The organism is bacterium, from assembly GCA_026398675.1.
Taxonomy (GTDB): Bacteria; RBG-13-66-14; RBG-13-66-14; order RBG-13-66-14; family RBG-13-66-14; genus RBG-13-66-14.
In genome coordinates this window covers 1-15934 of record JAPLSK010000166.1, presented here as the reverse complement: position 1 = coordinate 15934, position 15934 = coordinate 1, and the positions used below count along the sequence as shown (strand labels likewise).

Sequence of the window (15934 nt, the reverse complement as noted above, 5' to 3'; positions counted from 1 at the left end):
CCCGCCGATTGCCGTGGGTTACCAAACGGGGCGCCTCCGGTCAACGGCGGGGGTTGACTGCGGCGCCCCGCCGAAGCATACTATTAGCTCTGGAGCCGCCCCGCGACGTGGATGATTGACGGGGCGGGAGAGACCTTCCGTAGGGGAAGAGAAACATGGACGAAATCAAGCCGCGCATCTTCAAGGGCACCCGCGACTTTCTCCCCAGCGCGATGATCCCCCGCGAGGACATCCTAGACACCATCCGCGAGAGCTTCTCGCGCTACGGCTTTTCGCCCATCTCCACCCCCGCCTTCGAGTACGTGGACATCCTCACCGGCAAGTCGGGCGGCGAGGCCGACAAGCTCATATACCCCCTGGCCTACCGGGACGGCAAGACCCTGGCGCTGCACTACGACCTGACGGTGCCGCTGGCGCGGGTGATTGCACAGTACCCCGAGCTGCCGACGCCCTTCAAGCGGTACCAGATTCAGCCGGTGTGGCGGGCCGACCGTCCGCAGCTCCGGCAGGGGCGCTTCCGCGAGTTCCTCCAGTGCGACGCGGATATCGTGGGGGTGGGGGGCGTGCTGGCCGACGCGGAGATAATCGCCCTCACCGCCGACGTCCTCGGGCGGCTGGGCTTCGGCATCGGCGAGCGCAAGTACCTGATTCTGGTGAACGACCGCCGGTTCCTGGCCGGCGTGGTGGCCTGGGCGGGCCTCTACCCCGGCCAGTGGCTGGCGCCGGTGTGCCGGTCGCTGGACAAGTACGACCGGGACGGGATGGACGGGGTGCGGTCGGAGCTCGAGGGGCTGAAGCTGGAGCCCAAGATAATCGAGCGGTTGATGCGGGTCTTCGAGGACGTGCCCGCCGACCTCCGGGCGCGGGCGGGCCACTCCAAGGCCAAGGAGCTTCTGGGCAACTGGGCCGATGTGCTGGACTTCGACGAGGAGGCGCTGTCGCTCGGGGCGCTGTTCGACGCCATCGCCGGGTTCGGCGTGCCCGACAACACCTGGGTCTTCACCCCCTGGCTCTCGCGGGGGCTGGATTACTACACCGGGCCCATCTTCGAATCCGTCCTCCCCTCCGAGCCGCACATCGGCTCGCTCTCGGGCGGCGGACGCTACGACGGCCTGATAGGCCGCTTCGGCAACCGCGACATCCCCGCCACCGGCACCACCATCGGCATAGACCGCATCTTCACCGCCCTGGAGCAGCTCGGCATGGTGCGCAAGACCTCCTGCCGCACGCAGGTGCTGGTGGCCAACTTCGGCGGCGACACCCTGCCCTTCGAGCTGAACATGGTGGCCGAGTTCCGCAACGCGGGCCTGGCCACGGAGATTTACCTCGAGCCGGCCAAGCTGGCCAAGCAGTTCAAGTACGCCGACAAGCTCGGCATCCCCGTGGTGGCGGTCATCGGGCCCGAGGAGGCCGACAAGGGTATGGTCAAGCTCAAGTGGATGGACACGGGGTTGGAGGAGGTCGTGTCGCGGACCCGGGCGGTGTACGGGCTGAAGGAGAAGCTGGCGATGCGCGGGGCGTGAGTCCCGCCGCGCGGTCCGGGGGGGTGTGCAGCGGTCCCCTCTCCCCGTGGGAGAGGGTCAGGGTGAGGGGAGGAATGGGTTACGGAATACTAAGAATAATGGCTGCAATTGCCTAGGGGAAAGTCGAGAAAAAATTCAGTGTTAAGCTCGTGTTTCATGTTGAAAAAAGGATCCGCAGCGTGTATACTTCCCGTAGGAAAGCTGCGTGCCGAACTGGTCTTCGACCAGGCGGCAGACCCTACGGCCACTTTTGGTGGCCGTAGTTGTTTAAGGAGTTGAGTGAGAGTCCTTTACATTGATGAAGCTGGTTGTCTCGGTGCCCTCCCATCACTAATATCAGATATTCAGCCCGTTTTCGTTATCGCGGGTGTCTCCTTTGACGTGTCGCACCTCGGTGACATCACTCGCGACTTCATTGCACTGAAGCGCAGGTTCTTCCCCGGCGCGCATACAAGCCTTTACCAACTGGATGCGATATTGGTCGAAGTTAAGGGTGCTGATATCCGTCGCAACGCATCTATCGGTGGGCATAGATCGCGGCGAGCCGCATTTGGATTTCTCGATGGAGTTCTCTATCTGGTTGATCAGCATGATGGCAAATTTTTCGGCAGAATTTGGATCAAGGGCATAGGCGTACCATTTGACGGTCGTTCTGTCTACACCTTCTCAATGCAGGACATCTGCACCACTTTTCAGAGGTCTCTTGAGGCAATCGGCGAACAAGGTTTTGTGGTGGCAGACAGTCGCAGTAAACCGGTCAATACCAACGTTTCCCACTCGGTTTTCACGATGAAGTTCCAAGCAGTTGGTGACGCGTTTCCCAATTTGCTGGAGATGCCGCTCTTCGGCCATAGCGACAACCACGCCGGCATCCAGATCGCAGATCTTCTCTGCTCAGCGTTGCTCTTCCCGATGGCGGTCCAGACATACTGCGCGGGACACATAACGAGCGTGCATGTTCGCAACTACGCGGCGCTGAAGGCTCGGTACATGACGCATCTGCGACGAAGTCAGTTCCGATACCAAGACCCGAGCGGCTGGTGGCGCGGTGGCTTCACAGTTTCCGATGAGATCGCGCACAGAAACGGCGCCGAGCTATTCCGATAGACAGCTCGATTCTTACCCCAGAACCCGCACCCCGATCTCCACGCCCCTTGACGGACGGGCCGCGCTCCTTCTGGCAGGCGAACGCGGCTCGGCCAGCAACCGGTATCCCTGATAGAAAAGCATCTTCTCTCCTTGCACTTATGCACCCCTTTCGGGTGTGTTTTTTTAGTTCCGTGTCAGTTTAACCACTGCGTTTCAGCTTCCCCGTCTTCTTGGCGTATTTCTCGGCCAGGCCGAAAATCCACAATCCCAGCGGGATCAGCACGACGCCCATCCCCAACAGGACCAGAATCTCGGGCAGGACGTCGCCCACGGACGCCCCGCGGAGGAGCGCCGCGCGGCAGGCCCTTAATGTATAGGTCGCGGGGCTGGCGTAACTTATCGCCTGCAGCCACGATGGCAGCACGTCCACCTCGTAGTACACCCCGGAGACCAAGAGGATCAGGGCCTGGACGATGTGGGTGGCCTGGGCCCCGCGCTCCGGCGAGATCAGCGGCAGCACGGCGGCGATGATCCCGAGCCCCATGAAGGCGAAGCTCGAGGCCGCCAGCACCACCAGGAACGCGCCGATGTTCGCCTGCCCCAGCTCGAGGTCGAAGAAGAGCGCCACGATGCCCAGCACGATGGCCGTGCGCAGGATGCCGTACAGGGCGGCGAAGGAGCAGGTGCCGCCCAACCGCGTCAACCGGCTGATCGGCGCCATGAAGGTGTACTCGATGGTGCCCTCCCACCGCTCCCAGGCCACGTCCTCACTCACCACCTCGAAGAGCACCGAGAGGTAGCCCCACAGAAGCGCGCCGATGACGAGGTACAGCACGCGCTGCGGGTCCCCGGCCCCCACGGCGATGAGCCCGATGGTCAGCGTGTTCACGATCGTGTACGCCAGGAACACTATCTCCCAGCCCATGTAGCGCTTGACCAGGTGGAAGTTGCGCTCGACGAAGGCGTAGGAGGCCTTGGCCTCGCGGGCGAAGCTGGCGAGCGGCCGATTGTTGCCCTTCCGGATTGTCTCTTTCCGGGCCACGGTGACCTCCTTTCTCTTTTATGGCGGGGGGGGCGACAGGTCGCTCTACGGGCGGGACTAAGTCCCGCCGCCGCCATCCGCCGGTTCCTCATCGGTCTGTTTCCTGGCCAGGGCCCGGGCCTCCTCCACCTCGGGCTCCCAGCCATGCCCCGTCACCCGGATGAAGACCTCCTCCAGGGAGGGGAGCTTCCCGTTGGCGCGGTAGCGCTGCTGAAGGCCGCGGGCGGTGTCGCAGACCAGTATCGCGCCCCGATCCATAATCGCTATCACGTCGCAGATGCGCTCGACCTCCTCCATGTCGTGGGAGGTCAGAAGAATCGTGGCGTCGTGGTCGCGGCGCAGGCGCCGGATGAAGGCCTGCACCTGGAGCTTGGACTTCGGGTCCAGCCCCGTGGTCGGCTCGTCTAAAAGAAGGAGCACCGGCGAGGTCAGAATCGCCCGCGCGATGGCCACCTTCTGCTGCTGGCCCCGGGATAGCTCCTGCATCGGCGAGTAGAACTTCTCCACGGGGAAGTCCAGGACCTCGAGGATGCGCATGGCCTCCTCCCGGGCCTGGGTCCGATCGCCGCCGTAGAGCCGCGCGGCGTAGATCAGGTTCTCCCACGGCGAGAGCTTTTTGAAGAAGGCGGCGTCCACGGAGACCCGGTTGATCATCCGCTTGACCTGCTGCGCCTCGGTGACGACGTCGTGGCCGAAGATGCGCATTTCGCCCTCGTCGGGCAGTAAAAGGGTGGAGAGCAGCCGCACCAGGGTGCTCTTGCCCGAGCCGTTGGGGCCGATGATGCCGTAGATGCCGCCCCGGGCTATCTCGAGGCTGACCCCGACCAGGGCCGGGACCTCGATCCGCCGACCCTTCTCCCGCTTGCGGAAGGTCTTGGAAAGACCCCGGCACCACAGGGCTTGTCCGTCACACTCGTTCATGTCTCCTCCCGGGGTTCCCGCGCCGTCGCTTTCGGGTGGGGGAGCCGTTTGCTCACGCTGTCGGTTCGCTTTCTTTCCGTTCGGCATCGGACCCCTCCCTTTTCTTCGAGAGGCCCAGCCAGGGCGGCAGCGGCTCGAACCCCAGCCGGCGGTTGATTTTCAGAATCGCCTCGTTGTTCCGCTCGTTGCCGGTGTTGATTGCCGGCACGCCGTCCGCCTTGGCCCGGTCCGCGCAGACGTACTTGAGGGCGGTGGCGACGCCGCGCCCGCGATGGGCTTTCCGGGTTCCGGTGGACTCGATGACGGCGCGGCCCCCCGGCCCCGCGGGGAAGATGAGCTCGGTGAGGCCGACGAGCGCGTCACCCTCGAGGGCCAGCAGAATCTCCTCGATCCGACGGGCCGGGGAGCCCATCTTCTCCCGCCATTCCGCCAGGTCGGCCTTTCGGTGCTCGACGGTGCCGGGCATGTCGTGCTCGATCTCCTCGTAGAGCTCCCAGAGTTTTCGTTCTTTATCCGGGTCGTCCAGCCCGCCGTAGGTCGCCATCCGGTAGCCCCGCTCATGGAATCGGGCCAGGGCGGCGTCGTGGTCCGCGGGCGGCGAGTAATTCCCCAGTTCGAGCCGGGAGCAGAGCTCGGTCTGCTCGAGGGCGAATCCGCGCCGCTCGAGCATCCCCCGCGCCGGGCCGCCATCGTCCAGGCAGCCGGCCAAAACCTGGCGCCAGTCCAGGTAAGCCAGGTGGCCGAGCAGCAGGTCCAGGAGCGCCCGGCCGTGGCCCTTCCCCCGGTGCTCCGGGTGGACGTGCGCCTCCAGGCCGAAGACGCCGGGCTCTACGAAGTGGCGCTCCTCGGACCTGAGGTTGGCGCAGCCGGTGATCGTCCCGTCTTCCAGGGCGACGAACTCCGCGATGAATGTTTCGTTGGAGAGCGTCCCGCGCTGGTAGCGCGCGCTCTCCAGGCTCTCCGTCCAGTTGGGGAAGCAGGCGTTGGAGATTTCCAGGCGCCGGGAGAGGTCGGTTTCCTGAAATCGTCTGATTTTCATGATAGTTCTCCTTCAAGGGTACCGCCGTCGGGCACCGCCCCTGGGTTGAGGAGCGTCCAGTGGAGCCAGTCCGGCTGCGGCCGGAACCCCATCCGGCGGTTGATGTTGATGATGGGCTCGTTCTCGGAGTGGTTGCCGGTGAGAAGGGCCGGTACGCCCTTTTCGGCGGCCCACTCCGCCGAGAGGTACTTCAGCGCCGTGGCCAGCCCCCGGCCTCGGTGTTCCCCCAACACGCCCGTGGTGACGACGTACGCCGGTCCCGCGGGCCCCGCCCAGAATCCCAGCTCGGTCATCCCCACGAACTCCTCCCCCCGCCGGGCGACGAGCGTCGTTTCCTCCCTCACGGTGGGGTTGCCGGCGCGCCTGCGCTCCCAGTCCTCGAAGGGCCGCCGGCGGTAGGCGTTGGGGCCGGGGAAGTCGGCGGCGACTTCCTCGTGCAGGGCCCACAGCCGCCGGAGCTTCGCCGGGTCATCCAGGGCGGCGAGACCGTCCAGCGTGTAACCCGCCGAGAGCACCCGCGCCATCACCGCGTCCCGGTCGTCGGGGCTCCGGTAACCGTTCAACTCCAGCCGCCAGGTGCAGTCGCGGCTTTCGAGCCGGAAACCGTGCCGCTCCAGCCATTCGCACGTGGCGGGGTCGTCCTCGTCGCAGCCGACGTCGAGCTTGGTCCAGCGCAGGAGTGCCAGGCGCTCGGCGACGATTTCCCACAGCCCCTCGCGGATACCGCCGTCGTGGTATGCGGGGGCGACGGTCGTTTCTAGCAGGAACAGACCCGGCCGTAGGGAGTGCTCGCGGCAGGAGGAGAGCTCCGCGTAGGCGGCGGGGCGGCCGGCGACCTCGGCGACGAAGGTCTCGCGGTAGTCCAACACGCTCCGGCTCCGCCGCTCCCACCCGACGCACTCCTCGGCCATCGGCCAATCCGGGTAGCGCCGGTTGTGCAGTTCCACCAGCGCCGGAAGGTCGCCCGCTTCGAACCGCCGTACCCTCATCGCCCGCTCCTGGTTTCGTTCCCCCGCCGGAGGAGCCGTTTTCCGAGTGTGAAAAAACCGCCGTCGGAGTTCCCGGCGGCGGTTGTGCCCGTATTCAGGGTCTGAATATTACGCAGGCCCACTTCGCCGCCGGGATAGACTCTGGGTATAGAAAAGAACTCCGCTGGGCGCAGTCCGCCGCACCATGGCCGCCCACACGGCGCACGGGGCGCCGCTGACGGCAATCGGCGGAACGCCGCGGAGCTTGGTATCCCGGGAAATCATCGAATATCTTTCGTTAAGTGTTGCCGGTCACGATTTCGCCGGGTAATATAGACCCGGCCCGTCGGGGCTGTCAATGGATTTTGGAGAAAAGTGCGTGAATCGCCTGTGGGTCGGCTCTCGGGACGAGCCTATCCTGGGGCGGTGCCTTTCTCACCCGTGCTATAATCGCCCAATGCCGCTTTTTCACTACAGCAGGAACTCCCGCTGCCAGGGCCATCTCGGCGGGGTCGAGAAATTCGCCTGGCACCTTCACCGCTGCCTCGGGGCACGGGTCTACGCCCCCGCCGCCGACCGGCCCCGGTTGTTCAAGCAACTTGGCCGCGACTTGTTGCGTTCCCACCGACTCGACGGAGGGCTGGTGGTGGTGGACGGCGGATACCTGGGAGCGCTCTCCCCGGAGTCCTCCGCATACGCCCTGATAAGCCTGATGCACGGCACCTGGGCCCGGCGTTACCATGCCATGGAGGGCCTTTCCTACGAGCGGTTGAGGAATCGCGTCGAGGTGAGGATTCAGGCTGCCGCCTGGAAAAATCCGAGGCTCGCCGTCGTCGCCTGCGCCGACCACGTGGCCTGGGAGCTGACCGACTTCATGGGGATCGAGCGACCCGTCACCGTGATCCGCCACGGGGTGGACACCGAGCTCTTTCACCCGCCGAAGCGCCGCGAGCCTGCGGGCAAAAGACCGGTGGTAATCCACGCCGCGGCGGATCGGGTCAAGCGGGAGAACCTGATACCGCTCCTGGCCGAGTTGCTGCCGGAGTTCGATTTCCAGTTCCTGGGGGTAAAGAGTGGTCGCCCGGAGGATGAGGCCGAAGGCTGGCGCCGGGGGGACCTCTTCCTCCATATAGCCGCCAAGGAGGGCAACAGCTACGCCATGCTCGAAGCGATGGCGACCGATCTCCCCGCCGTGGTCACCTCGGTGGGTGTTTTTGCAGCCGATGACGGGGGTTGCCGTCGTCACGCGCGGGTTATAGATCCCGGGCTTCCCCCGACGGACCTTCCCGCCGTGGCCGACGCGATTCGGGAGGCCTGGGAGCGCCGCTGCGAGTACCACCCCCGTGAGTGGATTCTCCAGTACGCCACCCTGGAAACTTTCACCTGCGGCTGGCGCCGTTTCTTAAACCGGATTGCCGCCGAACGGGGGTTTCCGACCTATGACGCCGATTATTATGCCGACCGATCTTGAATGGATGGGGATGGCCCTGGAGGAGGCCCACCTGGCGATGAAGGCCGGCGAGGCCCCCGTGGGCGCGGTGGTCGTCCACTCGGGTGAGGTCGTCGGCCGGGGGCGCAACCGGGTCGAGGGGCTGGCCGACGCCACGGCCCACGCGGAGATGCTGGCCCTGCGCCAGGCCTCGATGAACCTGGGGCGCTGGCGGCTCTCGGGCTGCGCGCTCTACGTCACCCTTGAACCGTGCGCCATGTGCCTGGGGGCGTGCTACGCGGCGCGGGTGGAGCGGCTGGTGTACGGGGCGCCCTCGCCGAAATTCGGCGCCCTGGGCTCCGCAGTGGCGCTCGCCGGGGCGGACAAGCTGAACCACCGGCTGGAGGTCGTCCCCGGCGTTTGCGCCAAGGAGTGCGGAAGGCTAATGGAGAAATTCTTCCGGGGGCTACGGGACGAAGGCCGGTTGGGGTGAGCCTTTGGTGAGTATTTCGGGCATCTCGGAGTAAAGGCGGCCGTCTAGGTGGCGGCCTCTTTTCTTTTTTTGCACGCCGCCCCACTGTTTGAAAAAGAAGGGCACGTCCGCGTCCCGGCAGATGTCTCGCACTTCAATCGCCCATTCCTTCTTCATTTCCCGCGCTCCGGGGCCGGATTCGCCCCCCACGATGACCCAGCCGATGCCGTTCAGGTCGAGGTCGGTCAGCGGCCCCAGGAGCGGTTCCAGGGATAAGAAGCGCAGCGCGGCGGGCACCTGGCGCAGTTTCTCTATCCGACCGAGGCAGTCGGCTTTCTCCACCGTCGTGCCGATCCAGATGTTCTCCGGCCAGGGAAGCCTGGGAGCTAGGTCGAGTACCCGTTCGGGCCTTTTGGTGAGCACTTGGTACACGTGGCGGTCGGTTTTTTTCATCACGTCGAACACACGTTCGATGAATTGGTCGGGAACCTCTTCGTGAAACAGGTCGCCCATGGAGCAGGTGAAGATGACGCGGGGCTTCTTCCATTTGACGGGGGTTTGGAGTTCCCGCTCGTGGGGCGTCACCTCGAAGCCGTGGGCGTACTTCTCCATTCCCGCGGCCTTGAGACGCAGGGCCATGCGGCGGGCGTAGCAGTGGTCGCACCCAGCGCTAACCGGCGTGCAGCCGGTCACCGGGTTCCAGCTCGCCCGTGTCCACTCGATTTTGGAATAACTAGCCATTATCGGTATTTGTTGAAGATATCCCGAATAATTTTCTCTGCAACTGGTACTTGAGCTGCGAAGAACAAGTAATAGATTGTACCTCCTGAATGCTTCATAGGCATAGGGTCAGGGACACATTTGAAATGTGCATCTTTTATTAAGTGTTGTTTGAATGCTTCAACCATGGCTAAATCGCACTTTGTTATTTTTTCTTTTTCGGTTTCACCCCAGAGTGTTTCTTGATATTCTCTATATGCAACTCTCTTCCAACCCTCGCTACCCCATAAGTAGTTGAAACGTTTTACATTTTTAGGAGGTACATTATCTGGATTTCGCCGCCATAATGCAGAACGATTGATGCCCATTATCGGAAAGTGATAAAATAATTCAATAGTACCCATAGTGCCAGCAAGTTCAACTACCTTCCAATCTATATCAAGCCCGTAAGGATCTAAAATGCATAATGCCCTTTCTCTTCTATCCTTAGTTATTTTCGGTAGGATATTTAATAAAATTGGATTACAATCGCCTGTCTCATATCTAATTGTCTTTTTTTCTCCTAGAGTATTTTTTAAATAATCTATTTTATTTCCCTTTAGATCGATAAATAAAAATTTATCAAATGGTGGCATTACTTCAACAGCGTTGACAGGGCTATTTTGAGTAACCTTTATTTGATAATATTGTTGTGTATGCACTAGCATATTTTTTTATGATTTCTAGTTTTACCTCGGTCCAGTTTCCAATTTGATCGAGTTCCATATTAATACTCATACCCCAGGGTGAAGTGGAAGACGGCGTCCTGGAAGTCCGTGCCGTCCCAGGGGAAGGCCCAGTCCAGCCGTATCGGTATCCCCAACGACGCCCACCGTATCCCGAACCCGATGCTCGCCTTCAAATCCTGGAAACGCAGCTCCGGCTCCGTCTCCCAGAGCTTCACGTCGGCGCCGGTATCCCACGCCAGCCCCGCGTCCATGAACCCCACCCCCCGGATGTCGCCGATGATGAACCCCGGCAGGAAGCCGAAGTCTATGCTGTTAATCAGGGGGATTCGGAGCTCGAGGTTCGCCAGGGCGATGTTGTTGCCGGAAAATTCCGAGTAGCCGTAGCCGCGCAGGTCGAAGGCCCCGCCCAGGTAGTACGTTGGCTCGACGGGGTCGCCGCCGAAGGTGAAAAGGCCGGAAAGCCGCAGGGCGAGGCCGGCGTCGGCGTCCTTGAAGAATTGCAGGTAGCCGCGCAGATCGGCGGAGACTTCGTTGAACTCCCAGTCGGAGCCGAGGAAGAAGCTGGGCCGGTCGTAGGTGACCTTGGCCCGGATGCCGGAGACGGGGTGCCAGTAGGACCAGGTGGTGTCGTCGTAAACCAGGGAGACGCCGGGGCCGATGACGTTCTGGTAGTCGTTGTACGTGCTGCCGTCGTAGAAGGTGAACTCGTGGGACCACTCGTAGCCGGTGATGGCGGCCTCGACGCGCAGGGTCTCGGAGAAGGGGTATGAGAAGCTCGCCTGGCCGCCGGAGATCCGCTCGCGCAGGTAGCCGTCGGTGACGAGGTAGTACTGGTTCCAGTTGAAGAAGCGGCCGCCGTAGATGGGCCGGTACTTCAGCCAGTAGTACCCGACGTCCAGGTCCAGGTCCGTCAGGTCCGAGATGCTGCCCAGGCCGAACTCGACGAAGAGGCGGTGGTCGCCCAGGGTGTCGGAGCCCTCCAAAAGACCCAGGGCGCGGAAGAGGCCGCCCGTCGTGTACTCGGCGGTGAGGGTGCCGGCGTCTATCGAGAGGTCGTACTCCCAGGGGTGGAGGTCGCCCAACTTGGAGAGGTCGCCTATCTCGGAGCCGGTGCGAATCGGCGGCATCCCGGAGTCCTCCGGGGCGATCTCGGCCAGTGTCGGCTCGTAGGGCCGCCCCAGGGCGTCCGCCAGCGGCATCACGTACACCTGGTAGGTCATGTCCTTGTACGAGTTGAACGAGAGCTTTTCGCCGTCGGCCGATACGTCGGGGTTGAAGACGTCCCGCAGGGAGTCGGTGAGTTGGGTGACGGCCCCGGTCGCCTGGTCGTGGAGGAAGATGTTGGAGGGTCCGACGCGGTCCGAGGAGAAGACCATCCCGCTCCCGTCCGGCAGGTAGCACGGGTAGCGGTCCTCCGCGACTCCGGTGGTCAGGACGGTTATCCCCTCCGAGGCGAGGTCGAGCTCGGCCAGGTGGGTGCCCTGCTCCTCTTCCAGGCAGAAGGCGAGGGTCTTTCCGTCGGGCGAGGCGGAGGGGTAGAGCTCGACGTGGGGTGTGTCGGTGAGCCTTTCGAGGTGCCCGTCGGCGAGGCGCAGGTTGTAGAGGTCCACCTGGCCGCGGTTCTGCGCCGAGAGGTAGAGCGATTCGGAGTCCGGGGCGAAGGTCAGGCCGGTGATGTCGTCGAGCTCCAGGTCGGAGAACTTCCGGTAGGTGTACCCGGTGACGGCGTCCACGAGGAAGACGTTGAGCCAGCCTTCCTCTTTGGCCACGACGGCCACGGTGTCGCCGGAGGGCGAGAAGTCCAGGGTGGCGCCGCCGACCGCCAGGTAGTCGTAGTCGCCGGCGTCGGTCAGGCGCTGGAAGACCTCGCCCTTCTCCGTGTCCACGAGGTACACGTGGGCGCCCGAGTCCAGGTTCGAAATTACGGCCAGGAGCTCGCCCGACGGGGAGAACCGCGGGCCGACGTAGCTGGTGTAGTCCTCGTCTTGTTTGGTGACGCGGCGGGCGATGTCCTCCGGCCGGCGGCCCTCGACCAGCTCGACCCAGTACCGCCGCTTCAGGTCCAGCGTCCACTCCTCGTGGAACTCGCGCAGGTCTATCCCCACGACCTTCTCCAGGGCCTTGGACACGTCGCGGTCCGGCTCGGCGGCGATGGCGTCCATGAGCTCGGGCAGCTTTGCCGCGCCGTAATACTCGACGAAGAAGTCCAGCGCGCTCTGGCCCTCCTTGTACGTCAAATAAAGCGCCCAGTCCGGGATGTAGTCGCCGTAGCGCAGGTCGGTCAGAGAGACCAGGTGCTCACCGAGGACGGCGTCGCGCAGGACCATCCGCCCGTCGGTGTCCCAGTCGCGCGACTCGTGCTCGGCGATGCCCTCCATGAACCAGAAGTCGGGCGTGCCGATCTCGGTGTTCAACAGCTCGCCGGTCATGTCGCGGTAGAAGCTGTAGAAGCTGAAGACGTGGGTCAGCTCGTGGACGGTGGTGTCCCACATGCGGGGCTGGGAGCCCTCGAAGGGGATGACGACGCGGTTGCGTTCCGGCTCGGAGAAGCCGCCCACCCCCTCGGGCAGGAACCCCAGGTAGATGTTGGTCTGGCGGAAGTCGCGCCCCGAGGCGTAAAGGATAAAGGGGATGCGGTGGACCGGCTCCATCCCCAGGTCGCCGGAGAGCTTCTTCCAGGCGGCCTCGGCCATCTCCGCCACCCCGCCCACTACGTCGGCCGAGTCGGGGTAGAAGTAGAGGTCGAAGTGCTCGGTGGCGAGAATCTGCCACTCGAGCTCCCGGTCGCGGACCTTGTTCTGGCCGAAATAGCCGTACTGAGCCAAGACGCTCCCGGCGAGAACGAGGACAAGCAGCATGGCACAGACCAAGGGGCGTCGCACGGTCCTCCTTAGCGTTTTCCTTTCGCCGATTCCGTCAGCAGTCCGTCCACCGCGTCGTAAACCTCGGGCGCCCCGTAGTTGCGCATCCGTTTGTAAAAAATTTAGCTTTTTTATGGTTCCGTGGTCAAATTTTTAGGGCTCTCCGCCAGCCTTCCGCACGCTAGGTTTACTACCAAATACCCTTTACCCGCCCCCAACTGGTGGTCTCTACGCCGGGTTCCTGCGGCTGCCACTCAACCCGGATTCTTATATCCCTGTCAAACTCCCGCCATGCATACCCATCGTAATATCTGGAATGGTTATATGACCAATCGTGCTCGTAATCCGCATAAAGCACCGTCTCCCCGGCGGGCAAAATCGCGGCGTAGAACTCCCCGGGCACCTCCACGGGTTCGTCGAGAACGAGGGTGTACCAATACTCCCCACTGTAATAGGTGTAGCCGAGAGGCCCGGCGAGGCACTCGCCGGGAGAATCCCCGTCCCGAGCGAAGATGTAAAGCTCCGGCGGGTAGTTGTTGTCGAAACTAACCACCATTATCCGAAAGCCGTGTACTAAACCCAGCTGCCCGTCGGTATCCCCCGGATAATCGTGCCCCCACGAGTCGAGGTAGAGGACGGCCAGGTATGTATACTGAATCGGTGTATACCCGTATTCCTCATCATCATCCCAGTAAAGCTCCACCGCGCCAGCCACCAGCACCAGGGCCAGCACCAGAACCACTACGCCTCTCATCTCAACCCTCCACCGTTACTGGTACGATGGCTCGTCGGGTGGCTCTTCCTATATCCCCCGCCGCCTCGGCGTTCAAGGCACGATGTAGCGGGTTTCGGCACGCATGTGCGGCTCCAGGCCCAGGCGCAGGTCTTCGACCACCGGCTGCACCAGCGAGTTGAAGACGCCCATGAGCTCGGAGCGGGTGGGGGTCCGGTTCGTGCTGTCCGTCTCGACCCGCTGGGTGGAGATTCGGTGCCAGACTACCTCGCCGGTCCCGGCGTCGTAGGCGCGGACGGAAATCTCCAGGACGTACGCCGTCCCGGTGCGGCGCGCGTCGGCCTCCCAGGAGCGGCCCCAGGCCATGGAGGGGCTCCGGCTCTCATCCGCGTCGTAGCTCTCGGCGAGCCGCTCGGCATAGTCCTGGGCGTCGCGGCGGCTGAAGACGACCTTTCCGGTCACCAGCACCGAGGCGCCGGCCTCCCGCGTCCGCGCGAGCGCCGCTTCCAGGTCGTCCCCGGCGAGGTCGAAAAGCGGCGCCGACGGGTCGGGCGTCTCCAAGCCCCGCACGACGGCAAAGCGTCCGCCGGCGCTTATCCTGTCCCGAACCCGCTCCGCGGCCAGCGAGCCGAATTCGATCTCCCCGCCGTACGCGAAATCCATCACCGCCAGGGTCGGGTAGGCCGTGGGGTCCAGCTCGCCCTCGGCCCGCAGCTCGATGGTCAGCTCGTCCGAGCTGCGGCAGCCCGGGAGCGCCAGGGCGACGAGGAGTATGAGCGGTCTAATCCTCCTCATCGGTTTCCTCCTGGGGGTAGAGCTCGGGGTGGGCCTTGCGGAAGGCGAGGAGGTTGCCGCGGAGCTCGTCGTCGTCGGGCGCGAGGGCCACGGCCTTCTCGTAGAGCTCCTGCGCCGCCAGGGTGTCCCCCAGCGCCTCGTGGGCCACCGCCAGGTTGTTAAGTATGCCTGGGTCTTCGTGGGCCAGCTCGTCGGCGTGTTGCCAGCGGTCGAGCGCCTCGCGCCAGAGCCCGCCCTGCGCCGCCCGGTGGGCGAAGTCCCGGTAATCGTCCAGCCCCGCCCGATGCCCGCAACCCGCCGCGAGCGTCAACGCCAAAAGAAGGACCGACACGGCCGCGGCTCGTTTTGCCGGGGGCGTAGCTCGTTTCGCCGGGGGCGTAGCTCGGTTTGCCGGGGGCGTAGCTCGGTTTGCCGGGGGCGTAGCTCGGTTTGCCGGGGGCAGAGCTCGGTTCGCTCGGTTCGCTCGGTTCGCTCGGTTCATTTCAACCCTGCTCCCCTTGATTCCCTTCCAAATCGCCAACATGCGCGAAGGACCGACACGGCCGCAGCTTTTTTTACTTCAAGCATCACCCGGTTCGCCGGGGTCGTAGCTCGGTTTGCCAGGGGCAGAGCTCGCTTCGCTCGGTTCGCTCGGTTCGTTTCATCTCAACCGGCCTCCCCCTCGTCCACGGCGAGGCGGTCCGGGGTGAGCTCCTCGCGGGTGCCGTCGGCGCGCTCGACCACCAGGGTGCCCTTGACGGCGTTCACCTGGCGCACGACTACCTCGGCGCCGTCGGCGAGGGTGACCCGGCTGCCGCTGCGGGGCAGCCTTTTCACGGCGTCCATGTAATAGTCGTACTCGTAGGCCAGGCAGCACATGAGCCGGCCGCACAGGCCCGAGATGCGGTTGGGGTTGAGCACGAGGTTCTGCTGCTTGGCCATTTTGATGGTCACCGGATCGAAGGTGCGCAGCCAGTTGGCGCAGCATAGCTCCCGGCCGCAGGAGGCGTATCCGCCCAGGCGCCGGGCCTCGTCGCGGACGCCTATCTGGCGCATGTCTATGCGGATCTCGAGGCGCCGGGCCAGAATCGCCACCAGCCGCCGGTAGTCCACCTTCTCCGGGGTGGTGAAGAAGAAGGTGACGGAGTCGCCGCCCACCGCTGCGGAGACGTCCACCAGCTTCAGGGGCAGCTCCTCCTTGAGCTCTTTGAAAAGGTGCGTCGCGCGCCGCTCCAGCGTCGCCGCCTCCGCCATCCGCGCGATGTCGTCCTCGCCGATGGGACCGATCACCCGGCACGGAAGGTGGTACTCCGATTTTTCCACCAGGGGCACCCCGGTGCGGGTCACCTCGGCGAATCGTTCCCGGCCGTCCACCACCACGCGGTAGCAATCGCCCCGGTTGGGCTTTTCGCCGTCGTAATGGCCCAGGAGGCGCAGGCGGTCCTCGCGCAGGCGGAACTCGGTGTAGAGTCTCATATCGTTTTCGCGCGCCTTAATCTACGTGGGATGGTGCAATCCGTTGCCCATTATAGCGGAATTTTTTATCCACGCCCGACGGAGCCCGCCGTTCCAATCCGCGCCCCGAACGTGCGGCCCCTACTGCGAGCCGGGTCCGGCGCGTCGCGGTGATGCGGG

The 15934-nt window shown here is 63.9% G+C and carries 15 protein-coding genes; 4 read left to right on the top strand and 11 right to left on the bottom strand.

Annotated features, from left to right (window positions below):
- Positions 1-155 precede the first annotated feature (155 nt).
- Both hisS and NTW26_05095 read left to right on the top strand, forming a co-directional pair.
- Positions 156-1523: a histidine--tRNA ligase gene (gene hisS, locus NTW26_05100; protein MCX7021643.1), complete on the top strand. Its 1368-nt coding sequence runs from the start codon at positions 156-158 to the stop codon at positions 1521-1523.
- A gap of 279 nt (positions 1524-1802) precedes the next feature.
- Complete coding sequence (locus NTW26_05095) at positions 1803-2630, top strand: DUF3800 domain-containing protein (protein ID MCX7021642.1); 828 nt, start codon at positions 1803-1805, stop codon at positions 2628-2630.
- 181 nt (positions 2631-2811) lie between these two features.
- Here NTW26_05095 and NTW26_05090 read toward each other — a convergent pair whose 3' ends face one another.
- From NTW26_05090 to NTW26_05075, 4 genes are read right to left on the bottom strand one after another with little or no spacing between them, the layout of a single operon-like run.
- A complete protein-coding gene (locus NTW26_05090) occupies positions 2812-3654 on the bottom strand; it encodes an ABC transporter permease (GenBank protein ID MCX7021641.1) in 843 nt (280 codons plus the stop codon).
- A gap of 57 nt (positions 3655-3711) precedes the next feature.
- Positions 3712-4575, bottom strand: a complete 864-nt coding sequence (locus tag NTW26_05085; GenBank protein MCX7021640.1) for an ABC transporter ATP-binding protein — start codon at positions 4573-4575, stop codon at positions 3712-3714.
- A gap of 52 nt (positions 4576-4627) precedes the next feature.
- Positions 4628-5614, bottom strand: a complete 987-nt coding sequence (locus tag NTW26_05080; GenBank protein MCX7021639.1) for a GNAT family N-acetyltransferase — start codon at positions 5612-5614, stop codon at positions 4628-4630.
- Positions 5611-6603, bottom strand: coding sequence for a GNAT family N-acetyltransferase (locus NTW26_05075; protein ID MCX7021638.1), 993 nt, complete (start codon positions 6601-6603; stop codon positions 5611-5613). Before NTW26_05075 ends, NTW26_05080 begins: the two co-directional genes overlap by 4 nt.
- Before the next feature lie 436 nt (positions 6604-7039).
- On the opposite strand from NTW26_05075, the gene NTW26_05070 reads away from it, so the two are divergent.
- Positions 7040-8053, top strand: a complete 1014-nt coding sequence (locus tag NTW26_05070) for a hypothetical protein (GenBank protein MCX7021637.1) — start codon at positions 7040-7042, stop codon at positions 8051-8053.
- Positions 8037-8504, top strand: coding sequence for a nucleoside deaminase (locus tag NTW26_05065; protein MCX7021636.1), 468 nt, complete (start codon positions 8037-8039; stop codon positions 8502-8504). The genes NTW26_05070 and NTW26_05065 overlap by 17 nt, the downstream gene beginning before the upstream one ends.
- Here NTW26_05065 and NTW26_05060 read toward each other — a convergent pair.
- The 7 genes from NTW26_05060 to ricT all read right to left on the bottom strand — a co-directional run bounded on the left by NTW26_05060 (position 8478) and on the right by ricT (position 15775).
- Complete coding sequence (locus NTW26_05060; protein ID MCX7021635.1) at positions 8478-9224, bottom strand: phage Gp37/Gp68 family protein; 747 nt, start codon at positions 9222-9224, stop codon at positions 8478-8480. The two genes, NTW26_05065 and NTW26_05060, sit on opposite strands and share 27 nt — an antisense overlap.
- On the bottom strand, positions 9224-9910 hold the full coding sequence (gene tcmP, locus NTW26_05055) for a three-Cys-motif partner protein TcmP (GenBank protein MCX7021634.1): 687 nt from the start codon (positions 9908-9910) through the stop codon (positions 9224-9226). The genes NTW26_05060 and tcmP overlap by 1 nt, the downstream gene beginning before the upstream one ends.
- Before the next feature lie 59 nt (positions 9911-9969).
- Complete coding sequence (locus NTW26_05050; protein MCX7021633.1) at positions 9970-12813, bottom strand: BamA/TamA family outer membrane protein; 2844 nt, start codon at positions 12811-12813, stop codon at positions 9970-9972.
- A 169-nt stretch (positions 12814-12982) separates the two neighbouring features.
- Entirely contained in the window at positions 12983-13546 is a 564-nt protein-coding gene (locus tag NTW26_05045) for a hypothetical protein (protein ID MCX7021632.1), read from the bottom strand.
- Positions 13547-13618: 72 nt separating this feature from the next.
- Positions 13619-14320 (bottom strand): hypothetical protein, encoded by a 702-nt coding sequence (locus tag NTW26_05040; GenBank protein MCX7021631.1) that lies wholly within the window; start codon positions 14318-14320, stop codon positions 13619-13621.
- Positions 14307-14651 carry a tetratricopeptide repeat protein gene (locus NTW26_05035; protein ID MCX7021630.1) on the bottom strand — a complete coding sequence of 115 codons (345 nt, stop codon included), beginning with the start codon at positions 14649-14651 and terminating at the stop codon, positions 14307-14309. Before NTW26_05035 ends, NTW26_05040 begins: the two co-directional genes overlap by 14 nt.
- 314 nt (positions 14652-14965) lie before the next feature.
- Complete coding sequence (gene ricT / locus NTW26_05030; protein MCX7021629.1) at positions 14966-15775, bottom strand: regulatory iron-sulfur-containing complex subunit RicT; 810 nt, start codon at positions 15773-15775, stop codon at positions 14966-14968.
- Positions 15776-15934 lie beyond the last annotated feature (159 nt).

Excerpts from the sequence above, each read along its gene's own strand:
- NTW26_05075 (MCX7021638.1), bottom strand. The coding sequence starts at position 6,603 with ATGAGGGTACGGCGGTTCGAAGCGGGCGACCTTCCGGCGCTGGTGGAA.
- NTW26_05060 (MCX7021635.1), bottom strand. The coding sequence starts at position 9,224 with ATGGCTAGTTATTCCAAAATCGAGTGGACACGGGCGAGCTGGAACCCG.
- NTW26_05065 (MCX7021636.1), top strand. The coding sequence starts at position 8,037 with ATGCCGACCGATCTTGAATGGATGGGGATGGCCCTGGAGGAGGCCCAC.
- hisS (MCX7021643.1), top strand. The coding sequence starts at position 156 with ATGGACGAAATCAAGCCGCGCATCTTCAAGGGCACCCGCGACTTTCTC.
- tcmP (MCX7021634.1), bottom strand. The coding sequence starts at position 9,910 with ATGCTAGTGCATACACAACAATATTATCAAATAAAGGTTACTCAAAAT.
- NTW26_05045 (MCX7021632.1), bottom strand. The coding sequence starts at position 13,546 with ATGAGAGGCGTAGTGGTTCTGGTGCTGGCCCTGGTGCTGGTGGCTGGC.
- NTW26_05085 (MCX7021640.1), bottom strand. The coding sequence starts at position 4,575 with ATGAACGAGTGTGACGGACAAGCCCTGTGGTGCCGGGGTCTTTCCAAG.
- NTW26_05040 (MCX7021631.1), bottom strand. The coding sequence starts at position 14,320 with ATGAGGAGGATTAGACCGCTCATACTCCTCGTCGCCCTGGCGCTCCCG.
- ricT (MCX7021629.1), bottom strand. The coding sequence starts at position 15,775 with ATGAGACTCTACACCGAGTTCCGCCTGCGCGAGGACCGCCTGCGCCTC.
- NTW26_05070 (MCX7021637.1), top strand. The coding sequence starts at position 7,040 with ATGCCGCTTTTTCACTACAGCAGGAACTCCCGCTGCCAGGGCCATCTC.
- NTW26_05080 (MCX7021639.1), bottom strand. The coding sequence starts at position 5,614 with ATGAAAATCAGACGATTTCAGGAAACCGACCTCTCCCGGCGCCTGGAA.